This window comes from Proteus faecis (assembly GCF_003144395.1).
Taxonomy (GTDB): Bacteria; Pseudomonadota; Gammaproteobacteria; order Enterobacterales; family Enterobacteriaceae; genus Proteus; species Proteus faecis.
In genome coordinates this window covers 10,244-30,724 of the sequence record NZ_PENZ01000046.1, presented here as the reverse complement: position 1 = coordinate 30,724, position 20,481 = coordinate 10,244, and the positions used below count along the sequence as shown (strand labels likewise).

Below are 20,481 nucleotides of genomic sequence, written 5' to 3'. Positions count from 1 at the left end.
TAGCACCGGAGGGGCAACGATTGAAACGTTCAGAGCCTACGTTCAGAGTCAGTCAACGCCTGATTGATCTTTAAAGCCCTGAGGGCTTTTCGCCTTATATCCCCGCCCGCATTGGGCGAGGGTTTACGGCGTTTTTCGCTAAAATGCGTGATGTTGGAGGAATTGAGACTTATCGTGCGCTACCTGATAAAAAACAGCGTTTATTAGGGCCTTGGTGTTTTCTCGATCATCTAGGCCCTACCATTTTTAATGATACTATCGATAAATTAGCTATTTCTCCCCATCCTCATATTGGATTGCAAACCTTTACTTGGATGCTAGAAGGGGAAATTTTACATCGCGATAGCTTAGGTTTTCAGCAAGTTATTCGACCTCAACAAGTTAATTTAATGACAGCAGGCCACGGTATTAGCCATTCAGAAGACAGTCATGGTGATGAAAAAAAAGTTCATTTGGCACAATTGTGGATAGTGTTACCAAATGACAAAAGAAATATGCCACCACGCTTTGATCACTATCCTGATTTACCCAAATGGCAAGCCGATGGCGCTGATTTCACGTTATTAATCGGTGACTATCAAAGCCACACCTCTCCAGTGTTATGTTTATTGCCCATGATTGGTATGGATATTATGGCAAAACATGCCACTCGTATTTCCTTGTCATTACACGCTAAATATGAATATGGGCTTTTCGTCTTAACTGGAGAAATGGTAATAGAAGGGGAAACCTTTGCTGCGAATGAACTTGCTTATATTGGGATACAACACGCTGAATCATTAACAATTGAATTTAGTGATAATACCCAAATTCTCTTTTTAGGTGGTGAACCTTTAAATGAAAAAATTTTGATGTGGTGGAATTTTATTGGTCGTAGCAAAGAAGAAATGCAACAAGCAATTACCGATTGGAATGCAGGCAGTGAAAGGTTTGGCAAAGTGGTTAATGATGAAAGAACACCGCTGGTATCGCCTGTTATGCCTTAAATTATATTTTATAAATCAAGTAGCAATATGATGTAGTTAAACTTAGCTGAGTTATCTAAAGATAATTCAGCTATTTTTTTGTGTTTTACTTTTTTGATATCCCATTATTGTGATGACAAAAATTGTTGTTTAAAACTCGCCACTTACTGTCAACGTCATAATTGTCGACACGTCATTTTTGGTTTTTCTTTTCTTTTTTAACCTAATGATTTTTATAATAAATAAATTATAGCCTTTCTTGGCATGAAATATGCTTCATCTAAAGAAAAATTGACGACAGTAATGCTGTTAAACGTTTTTCTCGGAGGATGTGGCGAATGAATCGCTTTGTAATTGCAGAGCCACAACGATGCATAGGGTGTAATACCTGTATGGCAGCTTGTTCGGAAGTTCACCAAGCTGTGGGGTTACAGGCGCATCCGCGTCTTACAGTGGTAAAAGTGGAGGATCAGACAGCACCGATGCTTTGTCGGCACTGTGAGGATGCTCCTTGTGCTCGCGTGTGCCCAGTCAATGCCATCACTCATGAAGATAATATGATCTTTCTTAATGAGAGCCTGTGTATTGGCTGTAAGTTGTGTGGTCTGGTTTGTCCTTTTGGTGCAATTACACCATCAGGCAGTAAACCCGTTAACTTACCGGCTGTTTTTGAACACTTTGTACCTGAAGATATGTTGGCTGATGTGCCAGCAAGCCTTCCAACAACCAACCCATTTCTTGCATGGAATGTGGGGATCCGCGCAATCGCAGTGAAATGTGATTTATGTGCTTTCTCTGATGAAGGTCCTGCTTGTGTCAATGTATGTCCAACTGATGCATTGCATTTAGTTGAAGAAGACAAACTTGAAGAGCAGATGAAAACGCGTCGCTTAGATTCTGTGATGGAACCCATTACGAGCCTCGACGATTTATCTACTTTGACACAGGAGCGGAAGTAATATGGAACCTCTTCAGTTACTGCTGTGGTCAGTCATCCTGTATGTTGTTGGTGGCGTTATTGCACTGTTTTTAAAAAAACAGGAAGGATTGGCTATCCTTATTTCAGGGATCAGCGCAATCATTGGTGGTGTCTTAGGTATTCTAAGTGCATTACCGGTTATTTTTGGTGGTGAAATAGCGACTTTTACCGCCGCAGGGCCTTTCGATTTTGCTGCCTTTGTGGTGCGCATGGATATGTTAGGCGCCTTTATGGTGTTCGTCATTTCATTACTAGTCAGCGTGTGTGCGCTTTATTCTCTTGCTTATGTGCAAGAATATAAAGGTCGTGGCGCTTGGAGCATGGGATTCTTTATGAATCTGTTTATTGCTTCTATGGTTGGCTTAGTAGTGATGGATAATGCGTTCTACTTTATTATCCTGTTCGAAATGATGTCACTGGCTTCTTGGTTCTTAGTGATTGCTGACCAAGATGATGAATCTATTCATGCTGGTTTACTTTACTTCTTTATTGCGCACGCCGGCTCCGTGTTAATCATGATTGCCTTCTTCTTGATGTGGCGTGAAAGTGGAAGTCTTGATTTTGATTCATTCCGTCAACTCTCTCTTTCTCCAGCAATGGCTTCTGTGGTGTTTTTACTGGGCTTCTTTGGCTTTGGTGCCAAAGCCGGTATGTTGCCATTACACAGTTGGTTGCCGAAAGCTCACCCCGCAGCACCTTCACATGCATCGGCATTAATGTCAGGTGTGATGGTTAAAATTGGTATCTTCGGGATAATCAAAGTCGGTATCGATTTATTGGGTGCCACTGAAATGTGGTGGGGAATTGTTGTCCTCGCATTCGGTGCAGTTTCTTCTGTATTGGGTGTTATGTACGCATTAGCAGAGCACGATTTAAAACGTTTACTGGCATGGCATACCGTTGAAAATATCGGCATCATTTTAATGGGTGTTGGTGTTGGTATGGTAGGAATGGCAACAGACCATCCTGTTATTGCAGCACTTGGCCTATTAGGTGCTTTATATCACTTATTGAACCATGCGGTATTCAAAGGATTATTATTCCTCGGTGCTGGCGCCATTATTAATCAAATTCATACCCGTGATATGGATAAGATGGGTGGGTTAGCCAAACTGATGCCTTACACTGCAACAGCGTTCTTAATTGGTTGTATGGCGATTTCAGCGTTACCACCATTAAATGGTTTTGTTAGTGAATGGTATACCTATCAGTCTTTATTCACGATGAGTTACGAAGGTAACTTCGTGATGCGTTTAAGTGGTCCTATTGCCATTATTATGCTGGCAATTACAGGGGCATTAGCGGCAATGTGTTTCGTGAAAGTGTATGGTGTTAGCTTCTGTGGCGGATCTCGTAGTGAGCAAGCAACAAAAGCAAAAGAAGTACCATTACCAATGACGATTGCGATGGGGTTATTAGCGCTTTTCTGTGTTGTGTTAGGTGTCGGTGCCGCTTTTGTTGCACCCATCATTGCCAATATCGCAATGTCTCTTAGCGAAACCAGCGCATTGACTGTAGCTCAAGGCTCAATGCTTGTTCCAGATGCTGCATCGCAAGCTATGTTCTCTCCAGCATTAACATTTGTTTTATTAATTGCTTTACCACTCATCCCATTCCTGATTTACCTCGGTTTAAAAGGCAATCAACCTGCATTTCGTCGTAAAGGTAATCCTTGGGCGTGTGGTTATGTGTGGGAAAAAGACATGGCAGTGTCAGCAGGGGGCTTTACTCAAGCATTACGTAGCATGTTTGCACCACTTTATCGTATGCGTAAACAACTTGATCCATCTCCATTGCTGTCTCGTAGTTTTAATAAAACACAGCTCGGTGCTGAAAAGGTCGAACCATTCTGGGATGAACGCATTATTTATCCTCTGGTTCGTGGTATCCAACGTTTTGCAAAACGTATCCAATGTCTACAAGGCGGGGATTTCAGACTCTATTGTCTATACGTTGTCGCAGCGCTGGTCATCTTGCTTTTAGTCATCGCAGCGTAAGGAGAGGGACTTATGACTTTCCAAGAAGCACCTACGTTAATGATGGGAATATTCGCACTAATACAAGCACTCTTTTTGCTGGCGATAACCCCATTATGTACAGGTATTTCGCGCACAATTCGCGCCAAGATGCATTCGCGTCAGGGCCCCGGAATTTTGCAAGATTATCGAGATATCTTTAAGTTATTTAAACGTCAATCCGTGGCGCCTGAGCAATCTGGTGTGATCTTCCAAGTGATGCCTTATGTGTTACTGGGAAGCATGCTGGTGGTTGCTATGGCACTGCCTGTCTTTACGGCAACGTCACTGTTTGCTGGGGCAGCCGATCTTATTGCACTGATTTATCTGTTTGCACTTTATCGTTTCTTCTTCTCTTTATCTGGACTGGATTCAGGAAGCCCATTTGCAGGTATTGGTGCTAGCCGTGAATTAACCTTGGGTGTATTAGTTGAGCCTATTTTAGTGTTATCACTGATTGTGGTGGCTTTAATTGTAGGTTCAACCAACGTCGGCACTATTAGTGCAACGCTTGCTCAAGGGTGGGTATCACCAACTGCCACACTGTTAGCCTTATTCGCTTGTGCTTTTGCTGCATTTATCGAAATGGGCAAAATGCCATTCGATGTTGCGGAAGCGGAGCAAGAGTTACAAGAAGGACCATTAACTGAGTATTCAGGCTCTGGTTTTGCCATGGTGAAACTAGGTCTTGGTTTAAAACAAGTGGTCGTGGCTGAACTGTTCTTAGCCATATTTATTCCTTTCGGTAAAGCAACAGAATTTACCTTTATTGCACTTGTCATTGCGTTAGTTTTAATGGCAGTGAAATTGTTAGTGGTGTTTGTATTAGCGTCATTGGTTGAAAACAGTTTAGCGCGTGGTCGCTTCTTACTGACTCACCATGTGACATGGTTAGGATTCGGTGTTGCGGCACTGGCTCTTGTTTTCTATTTAACCGGTCTATAAGGAGCGATGATTACAATGGAAAATATAGCTCTTGCGACCTTACTCATCCCATTTGCGGGGGCGTTGATTACGTCCTTAATGCCAAATCGGATGGCGAAGTGGTTATGTACACTGTTCGCTTTATTAGCCACATTAGGAACGGTTTTTTTAGGTTGGCAGTTCCTCGCTGAAGGTAAAGTCGATACCACAATTACGCTAGTACAATATGGTGATGTTGCGCTCTTTGGTTTTACCATTGATCGTGTCAGTACCTTGATTGCTTTCGCTGTTGTGTTCTTAGGATTGTTGGTGAGTTTTTACTCTACCGGCTATCTGACCAATGGCAACCGTGAGCATCCTCATGATGGCACTCGTCGCTATTATGCTTTCTTGCTGATTTTTATTGGTGCAATGGCGGGTTTAGTCCTTTCATCGACTATTTTAGGTCAACTCCTGTTTTTCGAGATCACAGGGGGATGTTCTTGGGGATTAATTGGCTACTATCAATCTGAAAAATCGCTTCGCTCAGCAATGAAAGCGTTGTTGATCACTCACGTTGCTTCGATCGGTCTTTATCTCGCAGCTGCAACCTTGTTTGTGAGTACCGGAACGTTTGAATTAACCGCAATTGCAACCTTAGATGAGCCAACTAAACTGATTGTGTTTGGTGGGATCCTCTTTGCTGCTTGGGGTAAATCAGCTCAATTACCACTACAAGCTTGGCTGCCTGATGCGATGGAAGCACCAACGCCTGTGAGTGCTTACTTACACGCCGCATCAATGGTAAAAGTCGGTGTTTATATCTTTGCACGCGCGATTATGTCAGCAGATGGTGATGTCCCTCATCTTATTGGTTGGGTGGGTATTACTATGGCGGTTATCACGTTGATTTATGGTTTTATGATGTATCTGCCACAAAAAGATATGAAACGCCTGTTAGCATGGTCAACCATCACTCAGCTCTCTTATATCTTCCTTGCATTATCTATTTCTATCTTTGGACCGCGAGAAGCGTTTGAAGGTGGTATTGCTTACATCTTTAACCATGCCTTTGCTAAAAGCTTGTTCTTCTTAGTCGCGGGGGCACTGAGTTATAGCTGTGGTACTCGTATGTTGCCTCGCTTAAAAGGGTTAATTAATAAATATCCATTATTGGGTGTGGGTTTCTGTGTTGCTGCGCTGGCAATCGCAGGCGTTCCACCAATGAATGGTTTCTTTAGTAAATTCCCAATTTTTGCCGCAGGTTTTGAACTGTCGAGCGTTTTCTGGGTGATGACACCAATTATGGTGCTAGTACTTATTGAGTCTGTTGCTAGCTTCACTTGGTTTATCTATTGGTTTGGTCGAGTTGTTCCTGGCAAACCAAGTACAGAAGTTGCAGAAGGACAACCTGTTCCTATGGCAATGCAAATTGTGATTGGAATACTGATTGTTATGTCCTTTGCATCCAGTGTTATCGCAGTCACTTGGCTAGGATAAGGGAGATAAATCATGACTGGAGCACTTATTGTAAACAATTTGGCGGGGTTAATGATGATCACCTCGCTACTGGTAATTGGCGCTAAAAAGCCAATTGCTTCATGTTGGTTCTATGCATTGCAATCTTTTGTTTTAGTGATGATTTTCGTCACTTTAGCCAATACATTGGATGCACACCAACTGACACTTTGGGCGATCACCGCCTTCTTCACTAAAGTTTTGCTTGTACCACTTATTTTAGGATTTGCATTCCGTAAGTTATCCGATCCTAGTGCGAATATCAGTGTTATTAGCCCTGCACTGTTGATGTTGTTGGCTGCTGTTATCGTTATTTTAAGTTGGTTTGTGGTTGAGCCAATTCAGATACCAATGGTCGTTGATTTGAAACCTGCACTCGCAGTTTCTCTGGGACACTTTATGTTGGGTCTGCTTTGCATCGTGACTCAGCGAAATATCCTAAAACAAGCTTTTGGTTACTGTTTAATGGAAAACGGCTCTCACTTAACACTGGCACTATTAGCGTGGAGAGCGCCCGAACTGGTCGAAATCGGTATCGCCACTGACGCCATCTTTGCCGTGATCGTTATGGCAGTGTTGGCTCGTAAGATTTACCGCACGCTCAACACACTGAACGTGGATCAACTGACCGCGCTGAAGGGGTGAGGAGATGAACCAAACAACCATGTTAACAATTTTAATGTTTGCACCGTTGGTATTTTCAATACTGGCGTTTCTAAGTCCGTTATTAAAAGCGGGTGCGCGTCCTATTGTGACGGGTATTCATGCTATTGGTATCACCGTATTGTTAATCGCTGCATTGGGGACGGTGGCAGATGTCATGTCTCATGGCGAAATATTGGTAGCTGCTAATTGGGTTCATGTGGATAGCCTAGGCGCATTATTTCTCGCCATCTTAGGTATTATCGGCTTTTTAACTGGGCTTTATTCTATTGGCTATATGAATCACGAAGTGGATGAGGGTGAAATCTCAGTGCGTACTTTGTGTAACTACTATGGTTTCTTCCATCTGTTTTTATTCACCATGTTATTAGCCATTACGAGTAATAACTTGATCTTAATGTGGGCAGCCATTGAAGCGACAACGCTAAGTTCTGCATTCTTAGTGGGAATTTATGGTCAACGTTCTTCTCTGGAGGCTGCGTGGAAGTACATCATCATTTGTAGTGTGGGTGTGGCGTTTGGTCTTTTCGGTACTATTTTGGTTTATGCCAACGCAGCAAGCTTTATGCCTGATCCAGATCAGGCTATCTTCTGGACTGAAGTGTTGAAATATACAGACCAGTTAGACCCAACACTGATGCATTTAGCTTTTGTCTTTATTTTAATCGGTTTCGGTACCAAAACGGGTTTATTCCCAATGCACGCATGGTTACCCGATGCACACAGTGAAGCACCAAGTCCAGTCAGTGCGCTGTTATCAGCAGTTTTACTGAATTGTGCGCTGTTAATCATCATTCGTTACTACATCATTATTGATGCGGCTATTGGTACTGAATTTACACGTAACTTACTGTTAATCTTTGGTTTACTCTCTGTAGCTATCGCGGCGTTCTTTATTCTTATTCAGCGCGATATGAAACGTCTTTTAGCGTATTCCAGTGTGGAAAACATGGGATTAATTGCCGTCGCATTAGGAATTGGTGGACCAATTGGTATTTTGGCTGCTTTATTCCACACCTTAAACCACAGTTTAGCGAAAGCACTGTTGTTCTGTGGCTCAGGTAACGTGTTATTGAAATACGGTACTCGTGATTTAAATGTCGTGAAAGGTATGTTTAAAGTGATGCCATTAAGTGCTGCGCTGTTTGCGGGTGGTGCTTTAGCGTTAGGTGGTATGCCTCCTTTCAACGTCTTTATCAGTGAATTTATGATTGTTGTGGCAGGCTTGGCTTCTCAGCACATTGGCTTAACTATCCTATTATTATTGTTATTGACTGTAGTATTAGGTGGTCTGGTTCGTATGGTGGCTAAAACTGTCTTTGGTCCAAAACCTGATGTTGTTGCTAAAGGTGAACTGGGAATTTTAACCACATTACCAATGGTCATTCTGATTGCACTTATGCTGTTAATGGGAACTCATATTCCTAAGCCTGTCAGTGAGTTGTTAGAAAATGCCGCTAATATCGTGATGAATATTGATAAAAGTGAGTCACCTACTTATACATGGCCAACGGCTTTAATCAGCAATCCATCCACATCGGTTCAGGAGATGTAACGTGAGCTACCAAAATTATGTCAGTAGAAAAGAGGGAAAAGAACTGGGCGGAGATTACGTTGCCAAAGTTCGTGAAAAGTTTCCATCAGCCGTTCTTGATGAAGAGCGACAAACCGCTGATCAATTGACGATAACAGTAAAAACGGAATCACTTCCTGAAGTGGTGGAGTACCTGTATTACGGCTTAGGCGGTTGGTTACCCGTTTTATTCGGTAACGATGAACGCAGTTTAAACGGGGACTATGCGGTTTATTACGCATTATCAATGGAAGAGGGTGAAAAATGCTGGGTTGTTGTAAAGGCCCATGTTAGCCCAATTACTTTAGAGTTTCCGTCAGTGACTCCGCGTGTACCCGCTGCAGTGTGGGGGGAACGTGAAATCCGTGATATGTATGGTCTTATCCCAGTTGGTTTACCTGATGAACGCCGTTTAGTGCTTCCTGATGACTGGCCTGAAGAGATGTATCCACTGCGTAAAGATGCGATGGATTATCGTCAACGCCCAGCTCCAACAACTGAAGTTGAAACTTATCCTTTTGTGAATGAAGGTAAGCAAGATGCGCGTGTTGTGCCAATTGGCCCTATGCACATTACCTCTGATGAACCGGGACACTTCCGCTTATTTGTAGACGGTGAAAATATTGTCGATGCGGATTACCGTATGTTCTATGTTCACCGTGGTATGGAAAAACTGGCTGAAACGCGAATGGGTTACAACGAAGTCACCTTCTTATCAGACCGTGTGTGTGGTATCTGTGGCTTTACTCATAGCGTGGCGTATGTGACTTCTGTTGAAAATGCATTAGGCATTGAAGTACCTCGTCGTGCGCATACGATTCGTTCTATCTTATTAGAAGTTGAACGTCTTCATAGTCATTTATTAAACATTGGTTTAGCTAGCCATTTCACCGGTTTTGATACTGGCTTTATGCAATTTTTCCGTATTCGTGAAAAATCAATGCAAATTGCAGAAATGCTCACGGGTGCGCGTAAAACGTATGGCTTGAACTTAATTGGGGGGATCCGTCGCGATATTTTAAAAGATCAGCGTCTGAAGACTATCCAACTTGTTAGAGAAATGCGCAAAGAAGTCACTGAATTAGTCGATATACTTTTATCAGCACCTAATATGGAACAACGTACTGTCGGTGTTGGTATCTTAGATAAGAAAGTGGCTCGTGATTTTAGTCCAGTAGGCCCAATGATAAGAGCAAGTGGTTTTAAACGTGACGTGCGTTTTGACCACCCATTTGCGGATTATGGCAATCTTCCATTGACACTCTTTAGTTATGAAGGGGGGGACGTATTCTCCCGTGTGATGGTACGTATTAAAGAAGTCTTAGATTCAATGGCAATGATTGAATACGCTTTAGATAACTTGCCAGAAGGTCCATTATTAACGGAAGGTTTTACTTATCAGCCTTATAAATTTGCACTTGGTTTTACAGAAGCACCACGTGGTGAAGATGTTCACTGGAGTATGTTGGGTGATAACCAAAAATTATTCCGCTGGCGTTGCCGTGCTGCAACTTATGCTAATTGGCCTGTATTACGCTATATGTTGCAAGGTAATACCGTCTCAGATGCGCCGTTAATTATCGGTAGCCTTGACCCTTGTTATTCCTGTACTGACAGGGTAACGCTCGTCGATGTGAAAAAACGTAAATCTAAAACAGTTTCTTACAAAGAAATTGAACGTTACAGCATCGAACGTAAAAATTCGCCGCTCAAGTGAGGGAATGAACGATGTTAAAATTGTTTAAAACCATAATCAAAACAGGCGAAGCAACGACCAAATATCCGTTTAAGCCCTTGGATTTACCTGATGGTTTCAGAGGAAAGCCTGAATATGATGCCGAGCAATGCATTGTCTGTGGTGCTTGCACTGCAGCATGTCCTGCGAATGCGTTAACGATGGAAACGAATTTGGAAACAGGCGAGCGTCATTGGCAATTATTTATTGGTCGCTGTATCTATTGCGGTCGTTGTGAAGAAGTTTGCCCAACAAGAGCAATTGTTTTATCCGACATGTTCGAAACAGCAGTGACTAAAAAGTCCGATCTTTATATTAAAGGGACTTTTAAATTATTGAATTGCCGTGAATGCCATCAACCATTTACGCCGAGAAAATCAGTTGAATATGCGATGGAGCTATTAGTGCAATCAGGTTGGGATGAGCAAACCGTAGAAGCGATGCGCCCACAATTTGAAACTTGCCCAGAATGTAAGCGTAAACATAACTTGTTATCTGATGGTCGTGAAAATATTAGTGTGGGCGAAATTGGGAGTACAATAAAATGAGTCTACCAGAAATTCCCATTAATCATCATGTTAGCCAACCTATCACTCTTGATGATCAGGTTAAAAAGCTAAAACAGACATTGTTGAAAGATATTCAGCGTTCAGCTTATGTTTATCGTGTTGACTGTGGTGGTTGTAATGGTTGTGAGATTGAAATTTTCTCCGCAATTACACCGGTTTTTGATGCTGAACGTTTCGGTATTAAAGTGGTAGCCTCGCCTCGTCACGCTGATATTTTGTTATTCACTGGCGCGGTCACGCGCCAGATGCGCGTTCCTGCATTACGTGCTTATGAATCAGCGCCTGATCCAAAAATCTGTATCTCTTATGGCGCTTGTGGCTGTGGTGGCGGTATTTTCCACGATCTCTATTGTGTCTGGGGAGGGAGTGAATCTATCGTTCCTATTGATGTGTGGATCCCTGGTTGTCCACCGACACCTGCGGCAACGATTTATGGATTTGCTGTTGCACTGGGTTTGTTAGACCAAAAATTAAAAGGCGAATCGCATATTGAAGTAGAGAATGAAAAAGCATCTCTCATCCTGCCTTCTATTCCTTTAGATGCTCGAGTGATGATTGAGCGTGAGGCTCGTCGTCTTGCTGGTTATTATCAGGGAAGACAAATAAGTGATCATTTTCTCACCTTATTAGAAGGTGCCACTATTCAAGAAGTTAGTGGACGTGTTGATGAATGGCTACGACAAGCTAATGACCCTCGTTTATCTGAGATTGTAAAACGTCTAGTTTATTCATTAAGCCAAGGGGGCATCTATGCCTGATGACGCTAAAGTTTACTTTTGGTCATTAAGACAAAAGTTTGTTGATAGCGATGATGATATTCCTGAGCAAGCGCAACAAGTGATGTACTATTCGCTCGCGATTGGTCATCACGTAGGTATGATTGATTGTCTAAAAACAGAGTTAGTCTGTCCTTTAGAAAAATATAAAGCATGGATTGATTTATTACCTGAAGGTGAAGCCAAACGTAAAATGCAAGGATTACTGACATTTGGTGAAATCAATATTAACTCAGAGCATACCCACTTATTAGCGTTAGCATTTGATCCGATTATTAAAAATGACGATCCTCTTTTTAGTGAGTGGAGCCAAACGCTGATTAAATTACTGGGTGAAATCCATGCAGAACCTGCTATTTATTTGATTGTAAAGAGAAAACCATGAGTAAAGCAATGACAGCACCTAAAGTGGTATTAACGGTCGGCAACAGCATGATGGGCGACGATGGTGCTGGCCCTCTGCTGGCTGAGTTAATGGAAGCAAATCCTATTGATGGATGGATTGTTATCAATGGGGGAAGTGCACCTGAAAATGTCTCTTATCAAGTAAGAGCATTACAACCTCAATGTGTTGTCATTGTTGATGCCGCAGATATTGGTTTAAAACCCGGTGAGATTAGGGTAATAGATCCTGACTATATAGCGGAAATGTTTATTATGAGCACTCATAATATGCCGCTGAATTTTCTTATCGATCAATTAAAAGATGATATTCCAGATATTACATTCTTAGGGATCCAACCCGATCTCGTTGGTTTTTATTATCCAATGACTGAAGCGGTAAAGAATGCCGTTGATGAAGTGTATCAAGGGCTCAAGTCTTGGCGAGTTGATTACTTTCCAGAACTTGAAGTCTGCGATGAAGATGAAGAAGAGATTGAAGAATAAAAGTATAACAAAACAAGTATCCTCAAATTATTGATATAAATAAAGACTAAAACATCCGCTTAGCGGATGTTTTTCGTTAATGAGTGATATAAGTGTCATTAATTATAAAAAAAGTGTTTTTTTGTAACTTATATTACGCATTGATGAGTTGAGCGTCTGCTAATAACATTTATTCTTCACGCTAACCTTAATTTTTCCTTTAGTTATTTCTTTTAAAAAACAAACCACCTTAACCCTTTCTTCATAAGAGATAAAAAGAAGTTAATTATACTTAACCTTGTTAAATATCAATTTCACCTTTAATTAGTTAAAAATTAATTTTTCATTAAGAATGAATTAAGACTGATTTATTATTTTATTACTCTTTTTTTAATTTTTAAAACTAACTATTTAGAGGGAAACGTCTTTTCTTAGCTAAGAATATAAAAGGTTGGTTATGTTTTCTTCTCTACCTCAACTGAGTATTGTGGTCGCCATTTATAATGGTGAAATGTTTTTATCTCGGTTTTTCAATAGTTTAAAATCTATTAAATTGAATAATTGGGAGCTTATTTTAGTTAATGATGGTTCTAGAGATAACTCACTTAAAATATTACAAGAATGGAAAGAAAGATTTCCTCAAGTCACTATTATTGATCAGGAAAATCAAGGCGTTTCTGTTGCCCGTAATGTCGGATTTAATGTTTCGAAAGGGCAATATATTGTTTTTCCAGATATTGATGATGTAATTCATCCTAATATGTATGATAGAATGATTAATATAGCTAAAAATGATAATTTAGATATTTTAACTTGTAATGGTAATTATGTTTACGCGGACGGAAGACCTTCACGCCCTATTTTTCCTTCAAATAGATTACGTTCTACGGGGGTTTTAACTGGGCCACAGTGGTTAGAAATGGCATTAAATTCTAAAAAATTCTTACATGTGACTTGGTTAAATATTTATCGACGTGAATTTCTGCTTACTCATGGTTATTATTTTGAGCCAGGTTTGCATCATCAAGATATTCCGTGGACAACAGAAGCATTATTAACCGCTAAACGTGTTAAATATATCGATGAGCGTTACTACGATTACTTTATTCACTCTGGTTCTGTTTCTCATGCAACGCCTAATGACACTATTCATGTTAGAACAATTCATAATTACATGAAAATATTAGAAATGCTTGATGCAATTAATCAAAAATATAAAGATGTGACTCAAAATATCAATGCATGTTATTGGCAAATCGCAAAAGAAGGTTTGGGAATTATCCATTCAATTGATTCTATTCAGTCTATTGAGGTTAAAAAACAGATGGTTAAAGAGTTTTTTGATAGAGGAATATGGTCACTAATTTGGAAAAATGCGAAAAATTTTAGATTACGTTGGCGTTTAGGACGACGCTATTTTAAATTAAAAAGAATATTAAATTCATAAATACAAGAAGGGCGCAATAATGTGCCTTTTTTATTTTTAATGCATATTAAATAAAATGAAATAATCTAATTTCGTTAAAAAGCCATTTTATTTCGTTTTGCGCTCACTAATAAATGCAATGATAAATATATAACTTATTTATTAGAAAAATACTGTGCACTTGCTAGAAGTTTGCCATAATGAGTATGACTGCTTAATAAAAGTTTATGTAAAATCAATAAACTGTCGAATATTATTCGAGTAGTTGAATAAAAAACTTTATTATGATGCCACTGTTTTATTCTTTATCTGCAATAATTGCAGGGCATTATCATCATTGTTATTTATCTTGTTTCAGCCTCTTTATCTTATTCAGATAGAGACTGGTGATAAGTCGTATCTAAAAAATCGGAGAATGTTTTATGTCTATTCGGTTTGGTTGGCGTCAATCATTGGTCACGTTAACTTGCTTAGCCGCGTTAAGTGTTCCTTTTGCAACATCTGCTCAAACGTTGAAATTGGCTATTGGTGAAGAGCCAACAGAAGGCTTCGACCCCATGTTGGGCTGGAGCCATGGCAGTTACTTACTTCTTCATAGCCCATTGTTAAAGCAAAATGCGGATCTCTCTTGGTATAGCAATATGTTAAGTGACTATCAGCCAAGTGAAGATGGTAAGACATGGAAATTAACGTTAAAGCCAGATTTAAAATTCTCTGATGGCTTACCGCTTACAGCAAAAGATATTGTATTTACCTATAACAATGCAGCTGCAAGTGGCGGTAAAGTTGATATGGGTAACTTCCTTTCTGCAAAAGCGGATGATGACTTACATGTCACTATTACATTAAAAGCACCGCAAAGTACTTTTGTGAACGTACTGGGCTCTTTAGGTATCGTTTCTGCTGATAAGTATGATGAAAAAACTTACGCACAAAAGCCAATTGGTGCAGGCCCTTATCGCATGGTCAGTTTCCAACCCGGTCAGCAATTAATTGTTGAAGCTAACCCTTATTATGCGGGCAAGAAAAACGATTTTGAAAAACTCATATTTGTTTTCCTTGATGAAGATGCCGCTTTTGCTGCTGCTCAAAGTGGACAGTTAGGCATTGTGCGTATTCCACCAGCAACGGCTGCAATCGCTAAGAATTTACCCAATACCAAATTGTGGGAAAGAGCAAGTGTTGAAAACCGCGGTATTGTTTTTCCAATGGTAAAATCAGGTGAGAAAAATGCCCAAGGTTATGATATCGGTAATGATATCACTGCAGATATCGCTATTCGTAAAGCCATTAACTACGCACTTGACCGTAAATTATTATCAGAGCAAGTACTTGATGGTTACGCGGTTCCTGCATATACCGGCGTAAAAGGTTTGCCTTGGGATCAAACGGATGCTGTTTTCAAAGATGGGGACATTGAAAAAGCGAAGCAAATTCTTGAAGATGCAGGCTGGAAACTGAATAAAAGCGGTATTCGTGAAAAAGACGGTTTAGAAGCGAAACTTACTTTATGGTATACCAGTGGTGATGCAACTCGTCGCGATTTAGCCGAATCAATTCGTGCGCTAGTGCAACCTCTCGGTATTCAAATGGATCTTAAATCAGGAAGTTGGGATACAGTAGAACGCTATATGCATTCAAATCCAACTTTATTTGGTTGGGGTAGCCTAGATCCTATGGAGCTATATCATCATTACAGTGCTAATGCTGCGGGTGTTGGTTATTATAATCCGGGTTATTACAAAAATCCTGAAGTCGAAAAGCATCTACAAGCCGCACTTGATGCCCATACATGGCAAGAAGCGGTTCCTCATTGGAAAGCTGTTGAGTGGGATGGCAAAAACGGTGTCGGTGTAAAAGGTGACGCGGCTTGGGCTTGGCTGATGAATGTGCAACACACTTACCTGACTAACCCTTGTGTTGATTTGGGGACAGGAACACCGGAAATCCATGGTTCATGGTCATTATTAAATAGTGTAGATACTTGGAAGTGGACTTGTCAGTAATACGTCAAAGTGTAGGTTTTTTCCTGCGATTACTCTGCCTGCTGTTGGTGACAACAGCAGGTGTTTTTATTTTATTAAGTTTTTCACCGATCGATCCTATTAAGGCGTATATCGGTAGTGATTTATTGAATGTTCCTCCTGAGCAATACCCTTTAATTGCGGCTCGTTGGGGAATTGACCAACCTTTATGGATGCGATTTTGGCTTTGGTTTAGTCAAATTATTCAGGGGGATTTTGGCTATTCTATGTTGTATAACATGCCTGTTATTGATGTTATTCGTGAACGGGCTGGGCCTTCATTTATCTTGCTCTTTTCAGCGTGGATGTTTTCTGGCGTTATTGGTGTTGTGATGGGATTAGTCGCGGGTAGATATCTTAACCGCTGGCCAGATAGAATTATCTCTACTTTATCTTATCTATTAGCTGCATTACCGACATTCTGGGTGGGATTACTTCTGCTATCTCTGTTTTCTGTCACCTTACATTGGGCGCCAATTTGTTGTGCGTGGCCGATGGGAAGTAGTGCTGAAACAGCAACCTTAAGCCAGCGTTTCTCTCATCTTATCTTACCTATGATTGCTCTTGGATTATTAGGCACTGGGAATATCGCACTGCATACTCGCGCGAAAGTTGCCGAAGTGATGGGCAGTGAATTTATCCATTTTGCTAAGGCACAAGGCGATAAAGGTTGGGCTATGATGCTATTTCATGTTCTACGTCATGCCATTACGCCTGCACTTTGCTTACAGTTTGCATCAATTGGTGAATTACTTGGTGGCTCTCTTTTGGCTGAAAAAGTATTTGCTTATCCGGGGTTAGGGCAGGCAACCGTTGATGCTGGATTACGAGGAGACATTCCTCTGTTAATGGGTATTGTTGTCTTTAGTACTATTTTGATTTTCTTTGGTAATAGTATTTCTAATTTACTATTGCGACGTATTAATAAAGGAATTTTGCGAGACTCATGATTTACGATCCGAACAAGCCTTTGTTGCGACTTCTATTAGTAGCCCTCGCATTAATTGGGTTAGTGGCGTATGGATTTTCTGTCTCTCATACGGATATCGCAATGGATTTTCTGGCTAGGAATCAAGCCCCATCAGATCAATATTGGTTTGGGACTGATAACTTAGGTCGTTCCTTATGGTTACGTTGTTTCCAAGGTATGTTAAGTAGTTTAAATATTGGTGTGACGAGTGCGGTTGTGAGTGGTGTTATCGCTTTAATTTTTGCCGGTATTTCCTCAATTAATCGTTATTGTGATTTTCTAGTAAGAGGCGTTGTTGATGCGCTCTTAGCCTTACCTCATTTATTACTGCTGATTTTAATTTGTTTTACATTAGGTGGTGGGCAACAAGGTGTTATTTGGGCTGTGGCATTAACACATTGGCCTAAATTGGCTTTAATTTTGCGAGGTGAAATTCAACGTATTAGAGAAGCTGATTATGTGATGTTATCGCGTCGTATTGGTAATACGCCTTTTGAATGTGTAAAAAAACACTATATCCCAATGTTATTACCTCAGTGGATTGTGGGAACTTTATTAATGTTTCCTCATGCAGTATTGCATAGCGCAGCGTTAAGTTTTCTCGGTTTTGGTCAGGCCGCTCATGAACCTTCACTCGGCTTATTACTGGCCGATGCGCTACGTTATTTAAGTACAGGCTCTTGGTGGATGGTAGTATTTCCAGGATTAATTTTGATGTGCTTAGTCTTGATCTTCGATCAATTTGCTAAAGCAATGCAACAATTATGGCTAAGAGGGGCAGGATGTTAAGTTTTGAACAACTTTCCATTGATATTGCACAATTTCGTTGGTTAGGAAAACGAAATTGGCAGCCGTTGCTAAAATCAATCTCGTTAGAGATTAAACCTGGAAAAATGTTGGCATTAGTGGGGAGCAGTGGTGAAGGTAAAAGCCTGTTATTACAAAGTGCGCTAGGACTTTTGCCCGCCAATATGCGAGTTCGTGGTGCGATTAAATTGAATGGGCATACACTAAGTGAACGGGAACTTATTGCTTATCGTGGGAATACTTTCTGTTATATTCCTCAAGGTGTCAGCGCTCTTAATCCGTTAATCTGTATCGGTGATCAATTAAGTCGCTCTGCGCGTTTAAGTGGTGCTGATGTCACCTCTGATGATATTGTGCAACAGTTAGGGCTTTATCATCTTTCAGGTTCATTGGTAAAAACCTATCCAGCCAAATTGTCTGGTGGAATGGCAAAACGCGTATTAGCCTGTAATGCAACACTCTCTAATGCACAATATATTTTAGCTGATGAAATTACTTCGTGGCTTGATGATGAACACGCATGTTTGTTATTAGGTCATTTAAGAGAGTTATGTAATCAAGGTAAATCAGTGCTTTGGGTTACACATGATTTAGCCTTGGCTGCACGGTTTGCGGATACGATAGCGGTGCTTAATCAGGGTGAGGTTAACGAAATTATTCCTGCTAATGTGCTTAATCGTCATGAAGGTAGTGAGTGGCTGAAGACACTTTGGAATGCATTGCCTGAACAACAATTTATCAATACAAAAGAAGTCTCACTTAATTCATTATAATAGTGTGTTGTTAAGTCTTATTTTTATACATTTCATTTGTTATTTCTGGAGTTATCTTTATGCCACTTTTAGAGTTAAAACAATTATCTGTGGAACAAGCAGGTAAGATGTTATGGCAAGATCTCTCCTTTTCATTAGAGGCGGGAGAGCGACTCGGTATTTCAGCACCAAGTGGTGCAGGGAAAACGACATTAGGTCGTGTTTTAGCGCAATGGCAAACGCCCACTCAAGGTTCAATTCTTGTTAATGACAGTCCATTGTCTAAAAAGGGCTATTGCCCGATCCAATTAGTTCCTCAACATCCTGATAAATGTTTTAATCCATTTCGAACAACCGGTGATAGCGTTCGTGATGCTTGGTCGCCAGATAAAAACTGGCTTGAAAAACTCAGGATCAAACCAGAATGGTTAACGCGTAGACCTAATGAATTATCCGGTGGAGAGCTTGCGCGCATTGCATTATTGCGAGCATTAGATCCTCGTACTCAGATATTGATTGCCGATGAAGTGACGGCACAGTTAGACGCACAAATTCAAGCCGATATTTGGCAAGTGTTAATTGATGAAAGTCAGAAACGTCCTTTAAGCTTGATTATCTTTAGCCACAATAAAGCGCTTCTTGAGAAGGTTTCGACTAAAGTGTGGTGGGTAGATAAAGAAAAAAATACATCTATTATTTCAACTTTGAATTCTTCAATCGATTAATAAAAAGAGCTTCCTATATTTTTATAGGAAGCCAAATAATACAGCTAAAATTAACCTCAAATATAACAATAAGGAATTAGAAGCGATAAGTGTAGCTTACGCCAAACTGCATATCGTGATTGCGATAAGGGGTCATTTCCCAATCTGCTGATGTATTAATGGAAGATTGTTTATCTAATTGATAAGTCAATCCTACTTTAGCAAATGGACGTTGCTTTAACTGTTTTTTATTTTCTGAATAATCAATGTGTTGCTGACCTAAATAATCAATATGGCTACGGAAATCACCTTGATGGTGTGATAAATTCCACAGTAAGCCTGCTTTAGTATTCAATATGAAAGATGAACCTAATAAGTAGTCCATACCTAATCCCATTTTGGCCAACAGTGAGTGCGTTTTAAGGGCATCGTAATGTGCTGCAAAATTGGCATTTTGAGTTTCACTATAAGCTGAACGTGAAATTTGATTAAAAGTTAGCCCTGCAAACGGTGTTAGTAATAAATCATCTGCTATTGAATAAGGGTAATATCCTTTTAATTCAATGTGATAAGCAGAAATTTTTGCATTACCTTTACCTGCCTCAGTATTTTCTAATGCTTGTCTTTCTATAGAAACTTTTCGATTTAAATAAGCTCCTTTTAATGACAGATGTAATGCATTGCTATTTAATTCTGCATTAAGTGATGGCATTAAATCTAGACTAAAACCAATTAACGGTAATGCGTAACCTTGATATTGATAGCCTTTAGGTAATGAGGAATAGACATCGGTATCAATGGCAAGCCCTACAATTAATGGGATATGGTTGACATCAAAACGATAGGCACCACTTAACCCAGTTTGGGTCGCATTGGCTTTATTGATATTTTGATGGTGTGCAAAGCCACTAATACAGGCTTTTTCAGTGCCCACAGAACATGTAGCAGAAGCTAAATAACGTAATTGCCCTTGCTGCATATCCATAAACTTATAGCCGTTTTCAGCCATTAGTTGCATTGATTTATAGGTGTTTTCAATGTCAATAGGTTTGCTGATAACGATCGATGGTTTTGTTGTCTCTTTCTCTTTTGCCTTTTCTTTAGCACGTTGTGCTCGTTCATCTTCTACAGGGATAAGTTCTTTAGTTTTAGCATCCGTTTTGGCTTTTTCTTCGGCAAGGCGTTGTTGTTCTCTGGCTTCGTTAGCCAAACGTTGCTTCTCTTCGGCTTCTTCG

At 40.3% G+C, this 20,481-nt stretch carries 19 protein-coding genes and 1 pseudogene; 19 read left to right on the top strand and 1 reads right to left on the bottom strand.

The window, feature by feature from the left end; genetic code table 11:
• The 19 genes and pseudogenes from DK858_RS15960 to DK858_RS15870 form a co-directional block, all read left to right on the top strand.
• A pseudogene (locus DK858_RS15960) lies at positions 1–67 on the top strand (IS200/IS605 family transposase); the annotation flags it as partial.
• A gap of 76 nt (positions 68–143) precedes the next feature.
• On the top strand, positions 144–986 hold the full coding sequence (locus DK858_RS15955) for a pirin family protein (RefSeq protein WP_109398239.1): 843 nt from the start codon (positions 144–146) through the stop codon (positions 984–986).
• A gap of 317 nt (positions 987–1,303) precedes the next feature.
• A complete protein-coding gene (locus tag DK858_RS15950; RefSeq protein WP_109398238.1) occupies positions 1,304–1,924 on the top strand; it encodes a 4Fe-4S dicluster domain-containing protein in 621 nt (206 codons plus the stop codon).
• A 1-nt stretch (position 1,925) separates the two neighbouring features.
• The gene (hyfB, locus tag DK858_RS15945; protein WP_109398237.1) at positions 1,926–3,941 is read left to right on the top strand and encodes a hydrogenase 4 subunit B; all 2,016 of its coding nucleotides are present in this window, start codon (positions 1,926–1,928) and stop codon (positions 3,939–3,941) included.
• Between the two features lie 12 nt (positions 3,942–3,953).
• On the top strand, positions 3,954–4,904 hold the full coding sequence (locus DK858_RS15940; RefSeq protein ID WP_109398236.1) for a respiratory chain complex I subunit 1 family protein: 951 nt from the start codon (positions 3,954–3,956) through the stop codon (positions 4,902–4,904).
• Positions 4,905–4,910: 6 nt separating this feature from the next.
• A complete protein-coding gene (locus DK858_RS15935; RefSeq protein ID WP_109398235.1) occupies positions 4,911–6,362 on the top strand; it encodes a hydrogenase 4 subunit D in 1,452 nt (483 codons plus the stop codon).
• Between the two features lie 12 nt (positions 6,363–6,374).
• On the top strand, positions 6,375–7,025 hold the full coding sequence (gene hyfE, locus DK858_RS15930) for a hydrogenase 4 membrane subunit (protein WP_036934333.1): 651 nt from the start codon (positions 6,375–6,377) through the stop codon (positions 7,023–7,025).
• Between the two features lie 4 nt (positions 7,026–7,029).
• On the top strand, positions 7,030–8,598 hold the full coding sequence (locus DK858_RS15925) for a hydrogenase 4 subunit F (RefSeq protein ID WP_109398234.1): 1,569 nt from the start codon (positions 7,030–7,032) through the stop codon (positions 8,596–8,598).
• A gap of 1 nt (position 8,599) precedes the next feature.
• Positions 8,600–10,333 carry a hydrogenase large subunit gene (locus DK858_RS15920; RefSeq protein ID WP_109398233.1) on the top strand — a complete coding sequence of 578 codons (1,734 nt, stop codon included), beginning with the start codon at positions 8,600–8,602 and terminating at the stop codon, positions 10,331–10,333.
• Between the two features lie 11 nt (positions 10,334–10,344).
• Positions 10,345–10,899: a hydrogenase 4 subunit H gene (gene hyfH, locus DK858_RS15915; protein ID WP_109398232.1), complete on the top strand. Its 555-nt coding sequence runs from the start codon at positions 10,345–10,347 to the stop codon at positions 10,897–10,899.
• Positions 10,896–11,678: an NADH-quinone oxidoreductase subunit B family protein gene (locus tag DK858_RS15910; RefSeq protein ID WP_072064386.1), complete on the top strand. Its 783-nt coding sequence runs from the start codon at positions 10,896–10,898 to the stop codon at positions 11,676–11,678. Before hyfH ends, DK858_RS15910 begins: the two co-directional genes overlap by 4 nt.
• The gene (locus DK858_RS15905) at positions 11,671–12,081 is read left to right on the top strand and encodes a formate hydrogenlyase maturation HycH family protein (RefSeq protein ID WP_109398231.1); all 411 of its coding nucleotides are present in this window, start codon (positions 11,671–11,673) and stop codon (positions 12,079–12,081) included. The genes DK858_RS15910 and DK858_RS15905 overlap by 8 nt, the downstream gene beginning before the upstream one ends.
• Positions 12,078–12,584, top strand: a complete 507-nt coding sequence (gene hycI, locus DK858_RS15900; protein WP_109398230.1) for a hydrogenase maturation peptidase HycI — start codon at positions 12,078–12,080, stop codon at positions 12,582–12,584. The genes DK858_RS15905 and hycI overlap by 4 nt, the downstream gene beginning before the upstream one ends.
• A 436-nt stretch (positions 12,585–13,020) precedes the next feature.
• Positions 13,021–14,010 (top strand): glycosyltransferase, encoded by a 990-nt coding sequence (locus tag DK858_RS15895; protein WP_109398229.1) that lies wholly within the window; start codon positions 13,021–13,023, stop codon positions 14,008–14,010.
• A gap of 401 nt (positions 14,011–14,411) precedes the next feature.
• Positions 14,412–15,995: an ABC transporter substrate-binding protein gene (locus DK858_RS15890; RefSeq protein WP_109398228.1), complete on the top strand. Its 1,584-nt coding sequence runs from the start codon at positions 14,412–14,414 to the stop codon at positions 15,993–15,995.
• The gene (locus DK858_RS15885) at positions 15,980–16,963 is read left to right on the top strand and encodes an ABC transporter permease (RefSeq protein ID WP_109398227.1); all 984 of its coding nucleotides are present in this window, start codon (positions 15,980–15,982) and stop codon (positions 16,961–16,963) included. The genes DK858_RS15890 and DK858_RS15885 overlap by 16 nt, the downstream gene beginning before the upstream one ends.
• Positions 16,960–17,772 (top strand): ABC transporter permease, encoded by an 813-nt coding sequence (locus DK858_RS15880; protein WP_109398226.1) that lies wholly within the window; start codon positions 16,960–16,962, stop codon positions 17,770–17,772. The genes DK858_RS15885 and DK858_RS15880 overlap by 4 nt, the downstream gene beginning before the upstream one ends.
• A complete protein-coding gene (locus tag DK858_RS15875; RefSeq protein WP_109398225.1) occupies positions 17,766–18,563 on the top strand; it encodes an ATP-binding cassette domain-containing protein in 798 nt (265 codons plus the stop codon). The genes DK858_RS15880 and DK858_RS15875 overlap by 7 nt, the downstream gene beginning before the upstream one ends.
• 59 nt (positions 18,564–18,622) lie before the next feature.
• Positions 18,623–19,267 carry an ATP-binding cassette domain-containing protein gene (locus tag DK858_RS15870; RefSeq protein ID WP_109398224.1) on the top strand — a complete coding sequence of 215 codons (645 nt, stop codon included), beginning with the start codon at positions 18,623–18,625 and terminating at the stop codon, positions 19,265–19,267.
• A 76-nt stretch (positions 19,268–19,343) separates the two neighbouring features.
• Here DK858_RS15870 and DK858_RS15865 read toward each other — a convergent pair.
• The coding region (locus tag DK858_RS15865; RefSeq protein ID WP_228407345.1) for an autotransporter outer membrane beta-barrel domain-containing protein at positions 19,344–20,481 on the bottom strand (1,138 nt) is incomplete at its 5' end.

Coding starts and splice junctions, on each gene's coding strand:
- DK858_RS15870 (WP_109398224.1), top strand. CDS start 18,623: ATGCCACTTTTAGAGTTAAAACAATTATCTGTGGAACAAGCAGGTAAG.
- DK858_RS15935 (WP_109398235.1), top strand. CDS start 4,911: ATGATTACAATGGAAAATATAGCTCTTGCGACCTTACTCATCCCATTT.
- DK858_RS15950 (WP_109398238.1), top strand. CDS start 1,304: ATGAATCGCTTTGTAATTGCAGAGCCACAACGATGCATAGGGTGTAAT.
- DK858_RS15925 (WP_109398234.1), top strand. CDS start 7,030: ATGAACCAAACAACCATGTTAACAATTTTAATGTTTGCACCGTTGGTA.
- hyfB (WP_109398237.1), top strand. CDS start 1,926: ATGGAACCTCTTCAGTTACTGCTGTGGTCAGTCATCCTGTATGTTGTT.
- hyfE (WP_036934333.1), top strand. CDS start 6,375: ATGACTGGAGCACTTATTGTAAACAATTTGGCGGGGTTAATGATGATC.
- DK858_RS15905 (WP_109398231.1), top strand. CDS start 11,671: ATGCCTGATGACGCTAAAGTTTACTTTTGGTCATTAAGACAAAAGTTT.
- DK858_RS15940 (WP_109398236.1), top strand. CDS start 3,954: ATGACTTTCCAAGAAGCACCTACGTTAATGATGGGAATATTCGCACTA.
- DK858_RS15890 (WP_109398228.1), top strand. CDS start 14,412: ATGTCTATTCGGTTTGGTTGGCGTCAATCATTGGTCACGTTAACTTGC.
- DK858_RS15910 (WP_072064386.1), top strand. CDS start 10,896: ATGAGTCTACCAGAAATTCCCATTAATCATCATGTTAGCCAACCTATC.
- hyfH (WP_109398232.1), top strand. CDS start 10,345: ATGTTAAAATTGTTTAAAACCATAATCAAAACAGGCGAAGCAACGACC.
- DK858_RS15880 (WP_109398226.1), top strand. CDS start 16,960: ATGATTTACGATCCGAACAAGCCTTTGTTGCGACTTCTATTAGTAGCC.
- DK858_RS15895 (WP_109398229.1), top strand. CDS start 13,021: ATGTTTTCTTCTCTACCTCAACTGAGTATTGTGGTCGCCATTTATAAT.
- hycI (WP_109398230.1), top strand. CDS start 12,078: ATGAGTAAAGCAATGACAGCACCTAAAGTGGTATTAACGGTCGGCAAC.
- DK858_RS15955 (WP_109398239.1), top strand. CDS start 144: ATGCGTGATGTTGGAGGAATTGAGACTTATCGTGCGCTACCTGATAAA.
- DK858_RS15875 (WP_109398225.1), top strand. CDS start 17,766: ATGTTAAGTTTTGAACAACTTTCCATTGATATTGCACAATTTCGTTGG.